This is a genomic window from Aquilutibacter rugosus (assembly GCF_036541335.1).
Taxonomy (GTDB): Bacteria; Pseudomonadota; Gammaproteobacteria; order Xanthomonadales; family Xanthomonadaceae; genus Aquilutibacter; species Aquilutibacter rugosus.
In genome coordinates this window covers 787,843-804,152 of sequence record NZ_JAZHBO010000002.1, presented here as the reverse complement: position 1 = coordinate 804,152, position 16,310 = coordinate 787,843, and the positions used below count along the sequence as shown (strand labels likewise).

Genomic DNA, 16,310 nt, shown 5'->3' with positions numbered 1-16,310 from the left:
AAAAATGTGTGTGATGTTACTACTGTTGCCATGTTTAACCGTTTGTAGTGATCAAGTGCATTTTGCTGTGATGAGTGACTACCACCACAGGTGACCAAATTTGCAAAAGCGCGACCGACAGTGCCTGGAACCGCATGTGGGGCAACATCCTCCGCTCCGGCTACCTCGAGCCCGAAGACCGCTTCAAACTCCACGGCCTCAAGCACCGCGGCATCAGTGACACCGAAGGCACGCTGGCAGACGCCCGCGAAGGTGCAGGGCATAAAACCGAGCAAATGACAGCCCGTTACCGCCACAAAGTCTCGCGCGTGAAGCCGGTTAAGTAATCATACCCGCGGAATCCGCACTAGTCCAAATCCGGGCACATCCATCTCGTTCAGCATTTGCTCGCACTCTTGGCCGTCTTTGGTGAAGTATGCATAGCGATACATGACATCGCCGGAACCATCAAGCGAATCAGTGTTGATGCGTCCCCCTCTAACTTGTACGATTTCAACCGTGTCGCCAAATTCGTTTTCAATGGTGATGATCTTTTGCATTTTTCAAATCGATTAATCGGCGGAGTAGTCCCCATCATAAGGCGAATTTTTTCACGATCAGCAAAACAAAAGCTCGGGGGATTCCCGAGCTTTTCGACTTCAATCCGAGAAATCAATCTCGCGTTTGTCTGATCACTTTTGTGCCAGAGACGGTTACCACATAACGTGTCGTCTTCTTCGCCCTATCAGAAGTAGGCGCCGTCGTTTTTTTATTGGGAACAGTCACCTGGCCAGACGTCGTAAGCTTATAGGGGTTTCTTGGGATCGCTCGCGACGAGCTGGAAGATCCGGACTCCCGATCGGCCACGGCGCATGCGTTTTCAATTGCAAGGCTATTCATCGGTATGGTATCCCGTGTGGTGATGTACAAGCGATGGCTCATTCAGGGTAAGAAAACCCTTACCGCGCCTCAGGATCCCAATTCTAGTTCTGCCACCAACTGTCGGAATTCCCTGAGCGAATTTTTGCATACCAGATTCGATATTTACAAGTGCCGCCGTCAGTTCAACCGCAGTCTGGAGTGGCAGATTCCGGTAATTGATGTCCTGCCAGCCAAGCTCCCATGGCAAATTTACCGACCCGAGCTCTCGTAAATCGTAGCTGAATGAGGGAGGGATCTCGACGCCAGCGTCTGCTAGGCCAGCCAACATATCCTCTGCAACTTGCTGCCGATAGATACCTAGCATTGAGCGGATATAACGTTCAATTTCAGACTTGAGATTGGAATCAACGCCGCTGAGCAAACGCCCTGCATTCCCTGCTTGACCGTCCCACGCAAGGCCAAACCCGTCCCGAGCTTCCTCTGGAAATCGAAACTGCTCGACCACTTGCGGTATCGCGATCGCTACGCTGAAAGTTCGAATGCGCGTATCATCTGGCCCGAAGCCAGCGATGAGGAAATTGAGGAGGGACCTGAATTCGTCTTTTTCCCAAAGTCCGCGAACGTAGACCGTGAAATCATCAACAACTTCTCGCGCAGTACGGAATTGGCTGCCGTCGTTTTGCTTGGACGCGTGATAACGGTCGGCGACTTCTGCGATTGTCATTCCACTGATCGAAGCCATTCCAGACGTGATGGCCGCGACAGAGCACTCGAAATTCGCGTCTTCGTACAGGAGAAACATCTTCTGTACACCTCCCATGACGCTTGTAGTTGCGATATGCGATGGAGAATTTGGGTCGATCGCAATAAGCATACGTCCCTGATCGTCCCACTTCGGATTTCCGTGCTCATCCAACACGACGCACGCCGGATTGCGCTTCGGAAAGAACGCAATTTCATTGATGCTGGAAAGCGAATCGCAACCAAGAACCATGGCATCGCTCGTCGCTAGCGCCACATCAATAGTCATTACCTACCCCTGAAATTCAGCATAAAATTCGATGTTGATGTTATGCAAATCAATAACTTGCAAGCGACTGTGCATAATTTAAGTTTCTGTAACTCATTGATACTACAACGTTGTTCGAGTGATTGAAAATCCCCGTGTCGGGGGTTCGATTCCCTCCCCGGCCACCATTACCTGAAACGATTAAACCCCTGATTTATCAGGGGTTTTTGTTGCCTAGTGTTCGCGGCGGCAGTGCCAATTCTTGCCCGCTAATCTGGTAATGCAGTGACATGCGCACTCGATTGCGGACTCAGCCTGCTGGGGAGTTTTCAGGCGCGCCGAACAGATTGCCGGCACCGGCCCAGTCCGACGGCTTCACGTCTTCAAAAATCACATAAATGTAGTTGGGATCGGTCGCGGTGTTGCGCACGATGCTCTCCGTGATCTCCGCTGCGACTTTTTGCTTTTGTGCGTGGTCCTTGCCTTCAAACCAGCTCACTCGTACGACAGGCATTTTCGACTCCTTCAGTTGGATTTACCCCAACACCCGGAAGCCAATGCCGGCGGTCCAGGCTGCAAGTTAAATGCTAAAGTAGAAATACATTTCGATTGTCACCCATATTTACTATCAAAGTAGCGCACAAATCTACTATGAAAGACGTCGACCCGCTCGCTGGCATCTCCGTTTTTGTGACCGCTGCGCGCAGCGACAATTTCACGCAAGCGGCTGATCGCATGGGCCTGACCAAATCAGCGGTCGGCAAAACGGTTGCTCGGCTTGAGCAGCGCTTGGGCGTTAAGTTGTTTCACCGCACCACGCGCCTGACTCGACTTACGGCCGATGGCGAGGCCTACCTTGCGGCATGCACCTTGGCTTTGGAGGAGATCACCGCCGCGCAGGCGGCGCTGTCATCAAGCAACCGGGTTCTCAATGGTCGGGTGCACATTGATATGCCGGTGGCGTTTGGGCGCCGCGTCGTGCTGCCGGCGCTGATCGAGATTGCTCGGCCTCACCCCGGTCTGCAACTGAGCCTGACCTTCACCGACGCAACCAGCGACCTGCTGCAGGAGGACGTGGACATCGCGATCCGATTCGGCACCTTAAAGGACACCGCCCACCTGGTGGCGCGGCGTCTGGCCACCCAGCCGCGTGTCATCTGTGCCTCGCCCGAATATCTTCGCGATCACGGCGAGCCGACGACACTTTCAGAGCTTTCGGCGCACCGCTGCGTTGTTGGTGCCCTGCGAGGTCCACCCATGGTCTGGTGGGTCAAGGACCAGGGGGTGGAGAAGCGCGTCACACCTCCGGCCAGCCATCAGATCAGTGATGGCGAAGCGATGGTCGATGCCGCTGCACGAGGGCTGGGCCTGGCCCAACTCCCCCTGTCAATGGTGCGCGAGCATCTGGGGGATGGTCGTCTTCGCTCCGTGCTCGATGCATACGCGGGCAGCCGCATTGACATCCATGCGATTTGGCCCAAACGCGCCCACCTCAGCCCGCGGGTGCGTTACATCGTCGATGGGCTCATAGCTTGCGCTGCGCAGGGACGCTTCGATTGAGCTGATATCGGATGGCTGAATCGCCGGGCGCGACAGCGCACAGGACAGCATCAACTTTGACAACGCCCGGTTTTCTTTTGTCTGTTACAACCGTCGCTCAGGGGAAATTTTGATGTGTCATCGCTGACGGTGTATGTTGATGCCATGACAGCGCTTCAATTCGAACGCTACGCTGCCCGCAAGTCCATTGTGGGCACCAACACCCGCATCCATCGGGCCCTGCCCAATGCTCGGCGTCGCTCAGTGGGCGCCTGGTGTTTTCTCGATCATGTCGGCCCGGTCAGCTTTGAGCCGGGCCAGGGCTTGCACGTCGGGCCGCACCCGCATATCGGCTTGCAGACATTTACGTGGATGATCGAAGGCGAGATCATGCATCGCGATTCGCTGGGTAACGAACAGATCATCTATCCGGGCCAAGTGAATCTGATGACCTCCGGTAACGGTGTTTTCCATACCGAGGACAGTATTCGCGACGGCACTCCAATGCATGCAGCGCAACTTTGGATTGCATTGCCGGAGTCACGTCGTCATGGACCTGCGGACTTTGCAAACTACGCGGATATTCCCGAGTTCACGGTAAACGGTGTCACCGTAAAGGTGCTGGCCGGTGAACTGGCCGGACATCGTTCACCGGCCGAAATTTATTCGCCGCTAATCGGTGCGGATTTCAGTTCAACAGACGATGCCGGTGCTATCGGCATTGATCTGCAACCCGGTTTCGAATACGGATTCATGCTGCTATACGGACATGCCGAAATTGGCAACGAATCTGTGCAGACCGGCGAGCTGCTGTATCTGGCGCCGGGAGCCGAGGCGCTGCAGATCCGGCTCGATGCGAATAGCCGACTGCTAATGGTCGGCGGCGAACCGATCGATCCGCCGCTGATCTGGTGGAACTTTGTTGCAAAGACTCAGGATGAGCTCATGCAGGCCATTCAGGACTGGAATGAGCGAACGTCGAGATTCCCGCCACCCGTACCGGGCAGCACCGCACCGGAGCTTAAAGCGCCGGCGATTGAGAGCATCCGCATCAAGACTGCGCCTGACGCGTCCTAACGCGATTAGGCTTCCGGCGTAAGGCCAGCCACGGCGTCGGCACCGCCTTCGAACAGGAAACGCTGCATCTGTTCGGTCAGATAGGCGCGATGGTTCGGGTCCATGGGCGAGAGGCGATTCTCGTTAATCAGTGCGGTCTGATGCGTTAGCCAGCGCTCCCAGCCCTCGCGGCTGATCGAGCTGAAAATACGCTGACCCAATTCGCCGGGCCATGGGGCGTAATCCAGTCCCGTGGCTTCGCGTTGCAGCAGTTGGCAAAAGACAGTTCGGCTCATTGGGGTTTCCTGAGAATAGTGTGGGCAAGCAAAGTGCGGATGGGCGCAGGCAGACCTACGTCGTTCAATTCGGCATAGCCCAGCCAGCGCACATCATTGCGGTCGGAAATCTGCGGGCTCAACTCGATCGTGCCGAAATGCAGCGGCTGCAAGCGCAGATCATAATGCGAGAAGGCGTGCTCGATCGGTTCCAGTGCAACGGGTGCTGCCAGTTGAGCAGCTACGCGCGGCAAGGAATCCAGCAGCGACTCCGTGGTATCGGCTTGCGGCAAAGTCCATAACGAAGACCAGATACCTGCAGGCGGCCGCTTAATCAGCAGCACCCGATCCTCGTGCATCAGAATGGCCGCAACTGCATGACGTGTCGGTCGTTCGCGACGCGGCTTGGCGACCGGAATGCGATTCGTGCGCTCCATTGCCAATGCCTGACAGTCGGATTGCAAGGGACATTCAGCGCACCTTGGCTTGCGCGGCTTGCAGATCATGGAGCCCAGATCCATCTGTGCCTGCGTGTAATCCGCGGTGCGATCGGCAGCAACCCGATTCTGTGCAAAATCCCATAAACGCCGTTGGGCTGCAGCGCTGCCGGGCCACTCTTCTATGCCCAAGTAACGTGCCAGCACGCGCCGGACGTTGCCATCCAGGATCGGATAGGGAAGGCCATACGCCTGCGCCAGAATCGCCCCCGCGGTACTGCGACCGATGCCGGGCAAAGCCAGCAATGCATCCGGATCGTTGGGGATGTGCCCATCGTGCAGTTCGACGCAAAGCTTGGCGGCTGCATGCAGGTTGCGAGCGCGCGAGTAATAACCCAGGCCCGACCAGTGAGCGAATACGGCGTCTTCATCGGCAGTAGCCAATGCATGGACATCGGGAAAGCGGTCAATAAACTGCCGGAAATAAGGGATTACGGCGCTGACCTGAGTCTGCTGCAGCATGACCTCGGAGACCCAGGTGGTATACGGACTCCGTTCAATCTGCCACGGTAAGTCATGGCGGCCATGGACGTCGAACCAGCGCAACAGGCGTTGCGCAAATGTGGAATCAGTTTCTGTCAACGGCGGAATCTAGCGGCGGCAGAATTGCATCGACAAAGTCATTGGCATTGAACTCGCGCAAGTCGCCGACATGCTCGCCCACGCCGATAAAGCGAATTGGGATGCCGAATTCGCGGGCGAGTGCAAACACAACGCCGCCCTTGGCCGTGCCGTCGAGCTTGGTTACCACCAGACCCGTTACGCCAACGGCCTGATGGAACTGGCGCACTTGCGAGACCGCGTTCTGGCCGGTCGTGCCATCGATCACCATTAGAACTTCCTGCGGTGCGCTCGCATCAATTTTCTTCATGACGCGTTTGATCTTGCTGAGCTCGTCCATCAGACCGGTTTGCGTGTGCAGGCGGCCTGCCGTGTCGGCGATCAGAATATTGACGTCGCGTGCCTTGCAGGCTTGGATCGCATCAAAGGTGACAGAGGCGGAGTCCGCATCCTGGCCCTGAGCGATTACCGTCACGCCATTCTTTTCGCCCCAGGCCTGCAGTTGTGCGACAGCTGCTGCGCGAAAGGTGTCACCGGCAGCCAGCATCAGGCTGCGACCCTGATTGCGAAGGCGCATGGCCAACTTGCCGATGGTGGTGGTCTTGCCGACGCCATTGACGCCAACCGTCAGAATCACGAAGGGGCGGTCGAATTCGTTGATGATCAGCGGGCGTGCAATCGGTTGCAGCATGGCACGGAGGTCATCGCGCAATTGGGCGTGCAGCGCAGCCACATCCGGGAACCGACGCTGTTTCATTTCAAGTCGGAGCTTGTCAACGACCTGCATTGTCGCCGAGACACCCATGTCGGATGTCAGCAGCGCAGTTTCGATCTCGTCAAGCAGCGCCGCGTCCAGACGCGGGTTGCCGGAAAACAGACCGCCTACGCTGCGTGCGAAATTGGAGTTGCCAAGACGTTCGCGCCAGCCGGGAGTTTCCGGTTCCGGCGTGAGTTCGGTCTTTTTGCGTAGAATATTGAGCATGTCCGGATTGGTCCTTAAACCAGGTCAGTGGCGCGGCCCTGGCCAGCGCATTTTAACAGGTGGGGCCACGTGAACCGTAATGCAAGCCGAGCACCTCGTGCGCAAACTGCGACAGGACAGGTCCGAATTATTGGTGGCGAGTGGGGTGGTCGCAAGTTACTCGTCCTGAACAAGCCCGGTTTGCGACCGACTTCGGACCGTGTCCGCGAGACCTTATTTAACTGGATTCAGTTTCAGATTGCGGGGATGCGTGTACTCGATCCGTTCGCGGGTACCGGCGCTCTCGGTCTCGAGGCGCTGTCGCGTGGTGCGGTGCACACTACCTTCTGCGAGCTGGATTCCGATGCGGCAAGGCAGCTGCAAGTCAATATAGAAACGCTGGGCGCACAGGATCGAAGTGATTTGCGGCGGACGGATGGTGTGCAATGTCTGCGCAGTCTGGCAGGGCAATCAGAGCGGTTTGACCTGATATTTCTTGATCCGCCATTTGGTCTGAATCTGCACGAACCCGCGCTGCAGGCCGTCGACCACATCACCGGGGCCGGCAGCTGGCTGTATCTTGAGCAGGAATTGCGGGGCGGGGCACGGCCGTCGGCACTTTGGCAGGAGCATCGTCAGGGGCAAACGCGCGAGGTCCACTACGCTTTGTACCGAAGGTCCAAGTGACTGGTACACTGGCACCAATTCGCTAACTCCCCATTCCGACATGACTGTCAATCCACGCGTCGCCGTTTATCCGGGCACCTTTGATCCGATCACCAACGGCCATGTTGATCTGGTGGATCGTGCGGCGCCGCTGTTTGAACGACTCATCGTCGGCGTTGCAGAAAGCCCCGGTAAGGGCCCGACCTTGCCGCTTGCGGTGCGCGTAGAGTTGGCCGGTAAAGCCCTTGGTCATCATGCAAATGTAGAGGTGCGGGGTTTTGACGGATTACTCGCGCATTTTGTCCGATCCCAGGGCGCCGGCATTCTGTTGCGCGGACTGCGTGCAGTCAGCGACTTTGAATACGAATTCCAGATGGCCTCAATGAATCGCCATCTGATTCCCGAAGTGCAGACCCTATTCATGACACCGGACGAGAAATACGGCTTCATTTCCTCGTCGCTGGTGCGGGAGATTTCGCGGCTTGGCGGCGATGTTTCCGGTTTTGTTCCCGAAGCTGTATTGCAGGCATTGCATATTCACTGGCAATCTGCACAATAATTGCGCTGTATGCTGTATTCACATCTGATCAAGGATTGCCCTAATGAAACTGATTAAACCCCTGCTGCTGGCAGCCGTCCTGACGGTTCCGGCATTGACCGCATGTAAGAAAGAAGATGCGGCCAAGACTGAACAGGCAGCAGCACCCGTGGTGGGCTCCGCCCCGACCACCGAAGACGACACTGCTTGGGGCAATTACCTGACTTCGGTCGTCCGCGCGAATATGGAGGGTGTTGAGGGCACGCCGTTCGTGTATTACCTGCCGGGCCCGAGCTCTGCGGATTATGCAGGTGCCAAAGACCGTCTGCTGACCCAAGTCCAGAATGACGTCGCTCGTGGCGTGTTGCCAGGCAACATGCTGGCGTTCGCATCGCCGGATTCCAAGGCTGCTGCCGATATGGCTGCTGATGCCCTGGGTTATGCCGAGCCGAACTCCATGCGCGGCGTGACCGTCCTGTTCGTCGGTAAGCCTGCAGATCAGGGCGCCGTTAAGGCAGCTGCTGATAAGGCAGGCGCTACATTCAAGTTTATCGAAACTAAGTAAGCCAATCGGGAGCCTTAATCGGGCTCCATTTGCTAAACTGGATCGCGGCGAATCCCTGATTCGCCGCGATTTTTTATTGTGCCGGACTGATGTCACTCAAGATCAACGATTTGTGCGTCAATTGCGATGTCTGCGAGCCCGCCTGTCCAAACCAGGCCATCTCCATGGGCCCGGAGATCTACATCATTGATCCGGCGCGCTGCACAGAATGCGTCGGCCATTTTGATGAGCCGCAATGCGTCATGGTCTGCCCGGTCGAGTGCATCGATCCCGATCCTGACGTCGTCGAGACGCAGGAGCAACTGCTTTCCAAGCTGGAGCGATTGCGCGAGCAGGGCATCGCCGCCGACCTGCAGACTACAAACTTTGCCTAACTGAACACCGGAGTGCCCATGCAAACCAATGCGCCGTTTCATTCCAAGCGGAGTTTCCATCCTTTGCAATTGGGTTTGAGCATCGCCTTAGGCATTGGCAGTGTGTTCATGGGTTCGGCATGGGCCAAAACACCCGGGGCCGTTTCGGCTGTACCTGTCGCAACGCAGCAAGTGGTAGCACCCAAGGGTGCGGTTGTCGCATCGGGACACCAGCTGGCGACCAATGCTGGCATCCAAATGCTGCGCATGGGCGGCAATGCGTTCGACGCGGCAGTGGCCGTGTCCTCGACCTTGAGCGTGGTTGAGCCTATTAGCTCCGGTATTGGTGGTGGTGGCTTCTTCCTGCTACACGACGCGCGCACCGGCAAAGATGTGTTTCTGGATGCACGGGAGACCTCGCCTGAATCTGCCACACCGGAACAGTTCCTTGATGCGCAAGGCAATCTGGACATCAACAAATCGCAAAACGGCCCTTGGTCTGCGGGTATTCCCGGTTTACCGGCTGCATTGGTTCACCTCGCAGAACGTCACGGCCGATTGCCGCTGAATGTGAGCCTGGCTCCTGCTATCCACATTGCGCGACAGGGTTTTCCCCTGTATGCACGCATGGTCAAAGGGTACGAGGAGCGCAAGGACGTCATGGACCGCTTCCCGGCGAGCAAGGCCCTGATGTGGCAGGACGGGGATGCCCCTGAAGTTGGCGAGTTGTTCAAACAACCGGATCTGGCACGAACCCTGGAGCGACTCGCGGCCGGTGGTTACGATGGCTTCTACAAGGGCGAGACAGCGCAATTGCTGCTCAAGGCGGTTGCCGACGAGGGCGGTCGCTGGACGCCGCAGGAGCTCGGCAGCTATGCGGTCAAATTCCGTGAACCTCTGCGTTTTAGCTACCGCAACTGGAGCGTCACGACAGCTCCGCCGCCATCGTCCGGTGGCATTGCAATGCAGGAGATTCTGCAGACGATTGACGGTGGTTGGAACTTGAATGCCATGAGTCGAGTTGAGCAGGTCCATCTGCTCACCGAGGCGATGCGTCGTGCTTATCGTGATCGCACCATCTATCTGGGCGATCCGGACTTCGTCAAAGTGCCGATGGCGCGCCTGCAAAGCAAGGAATACGCTGCAGGTTTGCGTGCAACGATTCATCCGCAAAAGGCCACGCCATCGGATTTGCTGATCGGTCAACCCGCACCGCTGGAAGACGACGAGACGACGCACTTCTCCATTATTGATTCCGAAGGCAATCGCGTCGCTGCGACCCAAACCGTGAATTTGCTGTACGGCAGTGGCATGGTCGCTCCGGGTACCGGCGTTTTGCTCAACGATGAAATGGATGACTTTGCGCTCAAGCCCGGAACTCCGAATGCGTTTGGCGTGATGGGCTTTGAGGCCAACGCACCGAAGCCCGGCAAGCGCATGCTGAGTTCGATGTCGCCAACCTTTATCGAATCACCGACCGATGTGGTTGCTCTGGGCGCACCGGGTGGCAGCCGCATCATCACTGAGGTGCTGCTTGGCATCATTGGCTACGACCAGGGTTTAAGTTCACAGCAAGTCGCTGCCCTACCGCGCTTCCACCATCAGTGGCTGCCCGACACGATTTACGCCGAGCACAATACATTCTCGCCGCAGGAAATTGCAGATCTGGAAAAGATGGGGCACAAGGTCACCGTGCAGAAGACCTGGGGCAACCTGCAAACCGTGCGTTACCGCAAGACCGATGGCACAGTCGATGGCGGTACCGATCCGCGTAATCCCGTAGGCAGTGTTCAGACGCTGCGACGCGCGGTGATCAAGGTAGCCCGCTGATGCGTCTGTACTCGCTACTTGGCAATTCACAGAAGCTCGATGGCGGTGCCATGTTCGGCAACGCCCCCCGCGCCCTGTGGTCGCGCTGGTCGCATCCCGATGATGCCAACCGCATCGATCTGGCCTGTCGCGCCTTGCTGGTTCAGGACTTGGATGGCCGCACCGTTCTGTTCGAAGCCGGTATCGGTGCCTTCTTTGATCCCGCTCTACGTGAACGCTATGGCGTTATCGAGGATCGCCACGTTCTAATCGATTCATTGGCTGCCATTGGCGTGAGTCCGAACGATATTGATGTCGTGGTGCTGTCGCATCTGCATTTTGACCATGCCGGCGGTTTGCTGCAGGCCTATGAGCCGGGTCGTACGCCGCAATTGGTCTTTGAGAATGCGAGTTACGTCGTTGGTGCGGAACACTGGCAACGCGCCACGCATCCGCATCCGCGCGATCGGGCCAGTTTTATTCCGGAACTTGCCGGGCTACTGGAAAGCACAGGCCGCCTGGAAAAGGTCGCAGGGGATTACTCGGAAACTTTAGGGCAATCAGTTCGTTTTCATCACTCCGATGGCCACACGCCCGGTCTGCTGCTGGCAGAGATCCGCGGACGAGATGCCGATTCCGACTTGAACGGCGTGGTGTTTTGCGCCGATCTGATCCCGGGTGAGCCATGGGTGCACGTGCCCATCACGATGGGCTATGACCGCAATGCGGAACTCCTGATCGACGAGAAGCGAGTGTTTCTTGAAGACATGCAGGCACGCGACATCGGACTGTTCTTTACTCACGATCCGCAGACCGCGATGGGGCGCGTTGCTCGTGATGAAAAAGGCAAATTCGTTCTCACGCATCGCTGGCCGCAGGTGCAGGCGCTGGAGCTGGCGTGAGCGTGCACCGGCGCTTTGCCGCCATCGGGTTGGCATTGCTGTTTCTGATGACGACATCCGTCGGGCATGCACTTGCCGATGAGACGGATACCGCCGAGCGCCTGACCAACACCGAGCCCAAGACGATTCAGAGCCGGCAGACTCTTCGTGATCCGGAGATTCGGGTCGAATCCCGCAAGCTGGGTCTGCGCCGTCAGGTCGAGATGCTGCAGTGGGAACGCGATGGCGACGGGTTTGTAAAAGTCTGGCGTGATGCTCCGGTGGTTAGCGGTGATGTACAGCACAGTAACCCGCCCATGCCTAAGTTGCAGAATGCAGTTTGGCTCGCCTCGGATGCCAACATTGATGGCCAGCAGGTTGATCCCGGTGTCCTGATGGCGCTAGGACAGTGGATCCGTGTGCGCCCGGGATTCTCGCGCGTACCGTTTCGCTGGTCGCGACGTTTTCAGCCCGATGGCGACGGTCTGTCTGATAGCGATAATCCTCTGAATCCGCAGGTTGGCGATGTGCGCATGTTCTGGAGTGAACTGTTCGTGCCAACGCTGGAACGGCAGGTGATTCTGGCCGACGGAAAGTGGCAGCTGCCGGGAACCGTCCAGCTCGATGAAGCCACAGTGCGGGCACTCAATCGGCAGTTGCAGGATGCGCAGCAGCGTAGATCATTGCGCGATTTGTTGAGCCGCATGTGGACATTGGCAGCCTTCGGTTTGCTGACACTGCTGATCGTGGCGCGAGTCGTCCTGATTCGCAGAGCACGCCATAACAAAGCCCGCGACTAGCGCGGGCTTCTGAATCGGCGAAAGAGCTCGGGTGGTTTATTAGGCGACCTGACGCTCGCCGTCCGCACCGGCAACGGCGCCGGGGCCTTCGAGCAGTGCACGGCGAACCATGCCGACGATTAGATCGATCTCCGGCTCGGTGATCGTAAAGGTGGGCGTAAAGCGCAGCGAATTCACGCCGCCGTGAATGACGCCAATACCGTTCATACGCAGCCATTCCTCGGTCGAGTTGGCACCGTAGCACTTGTACTGCGGTGGCAATTCAACGGAGAACAGCAGGCCGGTGCCTTGCACCTTGCTGATCAGATCGGGCTGTTCGGCGCGCAGGGTCTCGAAACGCTCGATGAACTGGCGGCCGCGCAAGGCAATGTTGTCGCGGACCGAATCCGTCACCATATCCATGACGGCGCAGGCGACATCCAGGGCGCGCGGGTTGGTGGTCATCGTGTTGCCGTACAAACCGGGGCGATAGGTAGCGGCTGCGCGTTCGGTCATGGCCAGTACCGACAGCGGGAACTGACCGGCATTCAGTGCTTTGGAATAGGCTTCGAGATCCGGGGCGTCACATTGTTCAAAACCGGGGTAGTCAACAATCGACAACACGCCATGGGCGCGCAAGCCGGCCTGGATCGAGTCCACCAGCAGCAGCGAGCCGTGTTCCGCGGTCAGGCGGCGCGCTTCGTTATAGAAATCGACGGGGACGCTGCGGCCGGGATCGCCTTCGCCCATTACAGGCTCCAGGAACATGGCCTCAATGAACCAGTTACTGGCGCGCGCCGATTCGAAGGCCTGTTGCAGGGCCTGAACGTCATAGGGCTCGATGGCGATTACCGAATCCTCACCTCGGTAGCTCGCGAGATTTGCGATATAGCCCTTGCGTGAAGAGTCCGAATACAGAGCAGGGCGGTCGGTGCGGCCGTGGAAGCTGCCTTTAACCACAATGCGCTTGATGGTGGCGCCGGGGTAGCGGCCATCGGGATCAGTCATGACTTTGGCATTGGCGTCGGCCAGACGTGCTGCGACGGTTACGGCCTCACTGCCGGAGTTGACGCAGATAAAGCGTGCGTAAGGACAAGCGCCGCGGCTGCGGCCAATGGCGCCGCGCAGTCTGTCCGTAAAGCGTCTTTGCGACAGCGAAGGCGTCATGACGTTGGCAAGCACTTGCGGCTTGGCCATTGCATCGAGAACGGATTGCGGCGTGTGGCCGAAACCGAGCATGCCGTAACCGCCGGAGTCGTGGAGCACTGCACCTTTGAGCGTCACGATCCAGGGGCCGGCCGCAGCCAGCGCAACGTAAGGATTGACGGCATCGGTTGCGTAGAAGTTGATAAAATCCGCTTGCAGCTGTTCGATCTGATCGCGCTCGTCCAATTGCAGGAGGTCGGCGAACTCGTCGGAAACCGCCTTAAAAGCGTTGCCGGCACCCTCAATGGCCAGGCCGAGATTGGAGTCCAGGAGCGCAAATTGCTCGATCGTGGCATCGTCCAGGCCGGTGGTGAGACGATGCCCCCCGCAGTCGCGAAGGGGCTTAAGGGTGTCGAGTACGGACATGAAACGCTCCTGCAATCGTTTGCATTCAGGGAATCCGACGAGTTTATCAAAGCGCCTCGAATGCCGTAACCCCCGTGACGGTACAGTAAAATGTACCGCTGTGAAAAAATCCGATTTCCACTACGACCTACCGCCGGAACTGATCGCGCAGGCGCCGCTACCGAACCGCTCCGCTTCGCGGCTGCTGGTTGTTCCGCCTGTGCCCCAAGCCTTGCAGGATGCGCATTTCAGCGACCTGACATCGTGTCTGCGTCCCGGCGATTTGCTGATCTTCAACGACACGCGGGTGATACCTGCACGCCTGTTTGGGCGCAAACCCACAGGTGGCCATGTCGAGATTCTGGTAGAACGCGTCCTGGATGAACACACCGCCCTTGCTCAGATCGGTGCCAGTAAGACCCCGAAAATCGGCGGACTCATCGAGCTCAATGCCGGTGGTCTCGCCACGGTGATCGCGCGCGAGGAAGGGTTCTTCACGCTGCAATTTGAAATCGATACGGATCTGACGACATATCTGGAAACGGTCGGTCAGCTGCCTCTGCCGCCGTATATCGAACGCGACCCGCAAGCCGATGACTCCGAGCGGTATCAGACCGTCTATGCGCGTCACACCGGCGCTGTGGCCGCACCCACCGCGGGACTGCATTTTGACGACGCGCTCCTTAGCACTTTGCAGTCGCAAGGTATCGAATTCGGCTATGTCACTTTGCATGTCGGTGCAGGCACCTTTCAGCCTGTGCGTGTCGAAGACCTGAGTCAGCACGTGATGCATCGTGAGCGAGTCGAGGTCAGCGACGAATTGGCCGAACGAATCGCAGCGGTTCGTGCGGCCGGTGGGCGCATCATTGCGGTGGGCACAACGGTCGTCCGCGCACTGGAATCGGCAACCCGTCGTGATGCCGACGGCAATCCGGTCATTGGCGCGTTTAACGGTGAATCGCAACTGTTTATCGTACCCGGCTATCGCATAACCGCGGTGGATGCCATGGTCACTAATTTCCATCTGCCGGAGAGCACCTTGCTGATGATGATCTCCGCGTTTGCAGGGTTCGACCGCGTAATCGAAGCCTACCGCCATGCCATCTCGCAACGTTACCGTTTCTTTTCTTACGGTGATGCCATGTTGCTGTTTCCGGCCATGCCTTCCGCGCCATCCCAGGAGATCACTGCATGAGCCGCATGTCATTTACTGTCTCAAAAACCGATGGACGTGCAAGGCGCGGTCGTCTGACCTTTCCGCGAGGTACCGTTGAAACACCGGCCTTTATGCCGGTAGGTACCTACGGAACTGTTAAAGGCGTCCTGCCGCATCAGATTCGTGAATTGGGTGCGGAGATCATTCTCGGCAATACGTTCCACCTGTACTTACGCCCCGGTCTTGATGTGATCGCTGAACACGGCGGCCTGCACGGCTTTGGCAAGTGGAACGGCCCCATCCTCACGGATTCGGGCGGATTTCAGGTGTTTTCGCTGGCGCACAAGCGCAAGATCACCGAGCAGGGCGTTGCATTTTCCGCGCCGACTGACGGTCGCCGAATCTTCATCGGTCCCGAAGAAAGCATGCACATCCAAAAAGTGCTCGATTCGGACATCGTCATGATTTTTGACGAATGCACGCCGTACCTGGTGAACGGTGAGCCCATCGCTCACGCGGCCGCACGCAAGAGCATGGAACTGTCGCTACGTTGGGCCGAGCGTTCGAAGCGTGCCCACGAGGGCAATGATGCGGCTTTGTTCGGTATTGTCCAAGGCTCGATGTACGACGACTTGCGTACCGAGTCGGCGCGTGCGCTGACCGAGATCGGATTCAACGGCTATGCCATCGGTGGCCTGGCTGTGGGCGAACCCGAGGCAGAGCGCAATCGCGTTCTGGATTTCATCGTGCCGCAGCTGCCTGCGGATGCGCCTCGATATCTGATGGGCGTCGGCCGTCCCGAGGATCTGGTCGAGGCAGTGTGGCGAGGTGTCGATATGTTTGACTGCGTCATGCCAACGCGTAATGCCCGGAATGGTCATTTCTTCACCGCGGAAGGTGTGATCCGCGTCCGCAACGCCCAGTACGAACACGATCTGCGTCCCATCGAGGAAGGCTGCGACTGCTACTCCTGCGCCAACGGGTTCTCCCGCTCGTATTTGCGTCATCTGGACCGTTGCAACGAGATGCTCGGGCCGATGCTGGGTACCTTGCATAACCTGCGCCATTACCAGCGCCTGATGGCCGATATGCGGGCCGCCATTGAGCGCGGGGAGCTGGCCGAATTCCGCCGGCGCTTTTATGAGCGACGCGGTCAGAGCGTTCCGCCGGCGGCTTGAAACGGCGTGGTTAGGGCCCCATTCAAGGCTATAATGGCGGATTAACCTGTCATTTTAGAGCCGAGCAGAGAGCCC

The 16,310-nt window shown here is 57.9% G+C and carries 18 protein-coding genes and 1 pseudogene; 12 read left to right on the top strand and 7 right to left on the bottom strand.

Annotated elements, in window-relative coordinates:
- The first annotated feature begins 134 nt into the window (after positions 1–134).
- Positions 135–326: a site-specific integrase gene (locus V3390_RS09075; RefSeq protein WP_331704164.1), complete on the top strand. Its 192-nt coding sequence runs from the start codon at positions 135–137 to the stop codon at positions 324–326.
- On the opposite strand, the gene V3390_RS09070 is transcribed toward V3390_RS09075, so the two are convergent.
- The 3 genes from V3390_RS09070 to V3390_RS09060 all read right to left on the bottom strand — a co-directional run bounded on the left by V3390_RS09070 (position 327) and on the right by V3390_RS09060 (position 2,384).
- A complete protein-coding gene (locus tag V3390_RS09070) occupies positions 327–539 on the bottom strand; it encodes a hypothetical protein (protein ID WP_331704163.1) in 213 nt (70 codons plus the stop codon).
- A gap of 332 nt (positions 540–871) precedes the next feature.
- Entirely contained in the window at positions 872–1,891 is a 1,020-nt protein-coding gene (locus V3390_RS09065; protein ID WP_331704162.1) for a hypothetical protein, read from the bottom strand.
- 289 nt (positions 1,892–2,180) lie between these two features.
- On the bottom strand, positions 2,181–2,384 hold the full coding sequence (locus V3390_RS09060; RefSeq protein WP_331704161.1) for a tautomerase family protein: 204 nt from the start codon (positions 2,382–2,384) through the stop codon (positions 2,181–2,183).
- A gap of 137 nt (positions 2,385–2,521) precedes the next feature.
- Here V3390_RS09060 and V3390_RS09055 point away from each other — a divergent pair, with 137 nt between their 5' ends.
- Together V3390_RS09055 and V3390_RS09050 are read left to right on the top strand one after the other, a co-directional pair.
- On the top strand, positions 2,522–3,430 hold the full coding sequence (locus V3390_RS09055; protein ID WP_331704160.1) for a LysR family transcriptional regulator: 909 nt from the start codon (positions 2,522–2,524) through the stop codon (positions 3,428–3,430).
- A 144-nt stretch (positions 3,431–3,574) separates the two neighbouring features.
- Positions 3,575–4,486, top strand: a complete 912-nt coding sequence (locus tag V3390_RS09050) for a pirin family protein (RefSeq protein ID WP_331704159.1) — start codon at positions 3,575–3,577, stop codon at positions 4,484–4,486.
- 5 nt (positions 4,487–4,491) lie between these two features.
- Here the strand turns inward: V3390_RS09050 and V3390_RS09045 are convergent, their stop codons facing one another.
- The 3 genes and pseudogenes from V3390_RS09045 to ftsY form a co-directional block, all read right to left on the bottom strand.
- Entirely contained in the window at positions 4,492–4,761 is a 270-nt protein-coding gene (locus V3390_RS09045) for an oxidative damage protection protein (RefSeq protein ID WP_331704158.1), read from the bottom strand.
- Positions 4,758–5,819: an A/G-specific adenine glycosylase gene (gene mutY, locus V3390_RS09040; RefSeq protein WP_331704157.1), complete on the bottom strand. Its 1,062-nt coding sequence runs from the start codon at positions 5,817–5,819 to the stop codon at positions 4,758–4,760. The genes V3390_RS09045 and mutY overlap by 4 nt, the downstream gene beginning before the upstream one ends.
- Positions 5,806–6,729, bottom strand: a pseudogene (ftsY, locus tag V3390_RS09035) (signal recognition particle-docking protein FtsY); the annotation flags it as partial. The pseudogene ftsY and the gene mutY, both read right to left, overlap by 14 nt.
- Before the next feature lie 120 nt (positions 6,730–6,849).
- Here ftsY and rsmD point away from each other — a divergent pair.
- From rsmD to V3390_RS09000, 7 genes are all read left to right on the top strand, one after another.
- Positions 6,850–7,446: a 16S rRNA (guanine(966)-N(2))-methyltransferase RsmD gene (rsmD, locus tag V3390_RS09030; protein WP_331704156.1), complete on the top strand. Its 597-nt coding sequence runs from the start codon at positions 6,850–6,852 to the stop codon at positions 7,444–7,446.
- 40 nt (positions 7,447–7,486) lie between these two features.
- Positions 7,487–7,984: a pantetheine-phosphate adenylyltransferase gene (gene coaD, locus V3390_RS09025; protein ID WP_331689952.1), complete on the top strand. Its 498-nt coding sequence runs from the start codon at positions 7,487–7,489 to the stop codon at positions 7,982–7,984.
- Positions 7,985–8,027: 43 nt separating this feature from the next.
- Positions 8,028–8,528 (top strand): hypothetical protein, encoded by a 501-nt coding sequence (locus tag V3390_RS09020; protein ID WP_331689953.1) that lies wholly within the window; start codon positions 8,028–8,030, stop codon positions 8,526–8,528.
- 89 nt (positions 8,529–8,617) lie between these two features.
- The gene (locus tag V3390_RS09015) at positions 8,618–8,902 is read left to right on the top strand and encodes a YfhL family 4Fe-4S dicluster ferredoxin (RefSeq protein ID WP_331689954.1); all 285 of its coding nucleotides are present in this window, start codon (positions 8,618–8,620) and stop codon (positions 8,900–8,902) included.
- A gap of 108 nt (positions 8,903–9,010) precedes the next feature.
- Positions 9,011–10,711, top strand: a complete 1,701-nt coding sequence (ggt, locus tag V3390_RS09010) for a gamma-glutamyltransferase (protein WP_331704350.1) — start codon at positions 9,011–9,013, stop codon at positions 10,709–10,711.
- The gene (locus tag V3390_RS09005) at positions 10,711–11,592 is read left to right on the top strand and encodes an MBL fold metallo-hydrolase (protein ID WP_331704155.1); all 882 of its coding nucleotides are present in this window, start codon (positions 10,711–10,713) and stop codon (positions 11,590–11,592) included. Before ggt ends, V3390_RS09005 begins: the two co-directional genes overlap by 1 nt.
- The gene (locus V3390_RS09000; RefSeq protein ID WP_331704154.1) at positions 11,589–12,371 is read left to right on the top strand and encodes a hypothetical protein; all 783 of its coding nucleotides are present in this window, start codon (positions 11,589–11,591) and stop codon (positions 12,369–12,371) included. The genes V3390_RS09005 and V3390_RS09000 overlap by 4 nt, the downstream gene beginning before the upstream one ends.
- 39 nt (positions 12,372–12,410) lie before the next feature.
- On the opposite strand, the gene V3390_RS08995 is transcribed toward V3390_RS09000, so the two are convergent.
- Positions 12,411–13,922, bottom strand: a complete 1,512-nt coding sequence (locus V3390_RS08995) for an aminotransferase class III-fold pyridoxal phosphate-dependent enzyme (protein WP_331704153.1) — start codon at positions 13,920–13,922, stop codon at positions 12,411–12,413.
- 100 nt (positions 13,923–14,022) lie between these two features.
- Here V3390_RS08995 and queA point away from each other — a divergent pair, with 100 nt between their 5' ends.
- The gene (queA, locus tag V3390_RS08990; RefSeq protein ID WP_331704152.1) at positions 14,023–15,096 is read left to right on the top strand and encodes a tRNA preQ1(34) S-adenosylmethionine ribosyltransferase-isomerase QueA; all 1,074 of its coding nucleotides are present in this window, start codon (positions 14,023–14,025) and stop codon (positions 15,094–15,096) included.
- Positions 15,093–16,235: a tRNA guanosine(34) transglycosylase Tgt gene (gene tgt / locus V3390_RS08985; RefSeq protein ID WP_331704151.1), complete on the top strand. Its 1,143-nt coding sequence runs from the start codon at positions 15,093–15,095 to the stop codon at positions 16,233–16,235. The genes queA and tgt overlap by 4 nt, the downstream gene beginning before the upstream one ends.
- The last annotated feature ends 75 nt before the right edge of the window (positions 16,236–16,310 follow it).

Bases quoted from the DNA above. Each gene is read 5' to 3' on its own strand.
- V3390_RS09075 (WP_331704164.1), top strand. From the start codon at position 135: ATGTGGGGCAACATCCTCCGCTCCGGCTACCTCGAGCCCGAAGACCGC.
- V3390_RS09070 (WP_331704163.1), bottom strand. From the start codon at position 539: ATGCAAAAGATCATCACCATTGAAAACGAATTTGGCGACACGGTTGAA.
- V3390_RS09065 (WP_331704162.1), bottom strand. From the start codon at position 1,891: ATGACTATTGATGTGGCGCTAGCGACGAGCGATGCCATGGTTCTTGGT.
- V3390_RS09060 (WP_331704161.1), bottom strand. From the start codon at position 2,384: ATGCCTGTCGTACGAGTGAGCTGGTTTGAAGGCAAGGACCACGCACAA.
- V3390_RS09055 (WP_331704160.1), top strand. From the start codon at position 2,522: ATGAAAGACGTCGACCCGCTCGCTGGCATCTCCGTTTTTGTGACCGCT.
- V3390_RS09050 (WP_331704159.1), top strand. From the start codon at position 3,575: ATGACAGCGCTTCAATTCGAACGCTACGCTGCCCGCAAGTCCATTGTG.
- V3390_RS09045 (WP_331704158.1), bottom strand. From the start codon at position 4,761: ATGAGCCGAACTGTCTTTTGCCAACTGCTGCAACGCGAAGCCACGGGA.
- coaD (WP_331689952.1), top strand. From the start codon at position 7,487: ATGACTGTCAATCCACGCGTCGCCGTTTATCCGGGCACCTTTGATCCG.
- V3390_RS09020 (WP_331689953.1), top strand. From the start codon at position 8,028: ATGAAACTGATTAAACCCCTGCTGCTGGCAGCCGTCCTGACGGTTCCG.
- V3390_RS09015 (WP_331689954.1), top strand. From the start codon at position 8,618: ATGTCACTCAAGATCAACGATTTGTGCGTCAATTGCGATGTCTGCGAG.
- ggt (WP_331704350.1), top strand. From the start codon at position 9,011: ATGGGTTCGGCATGGGCCAAAACACCCGGGGCCGTTTCGGCTGTACCT.
- V3390_RS09005 (WP_331704155.1), top strand. From the start codon at position 10,711: ATGCGTCTGTACTCGCTACTTGGCAATTCACAGAAGCTCGATGGCGGT.
- V3390_RS08995 (WP_331704153.1), bottom strand. From the start codon at position 13,922: ATGTCCGTACTCGACACCCTTAAGCCCCTTCGCGACTGCGGGGGGCAT.
- tgt (WP_331704151.1), top strand. From the start codon at position 15,093: ATGAGCCGCATGTCATTTACTGTCTCAAAAACCGATGGACGTGCAAGG.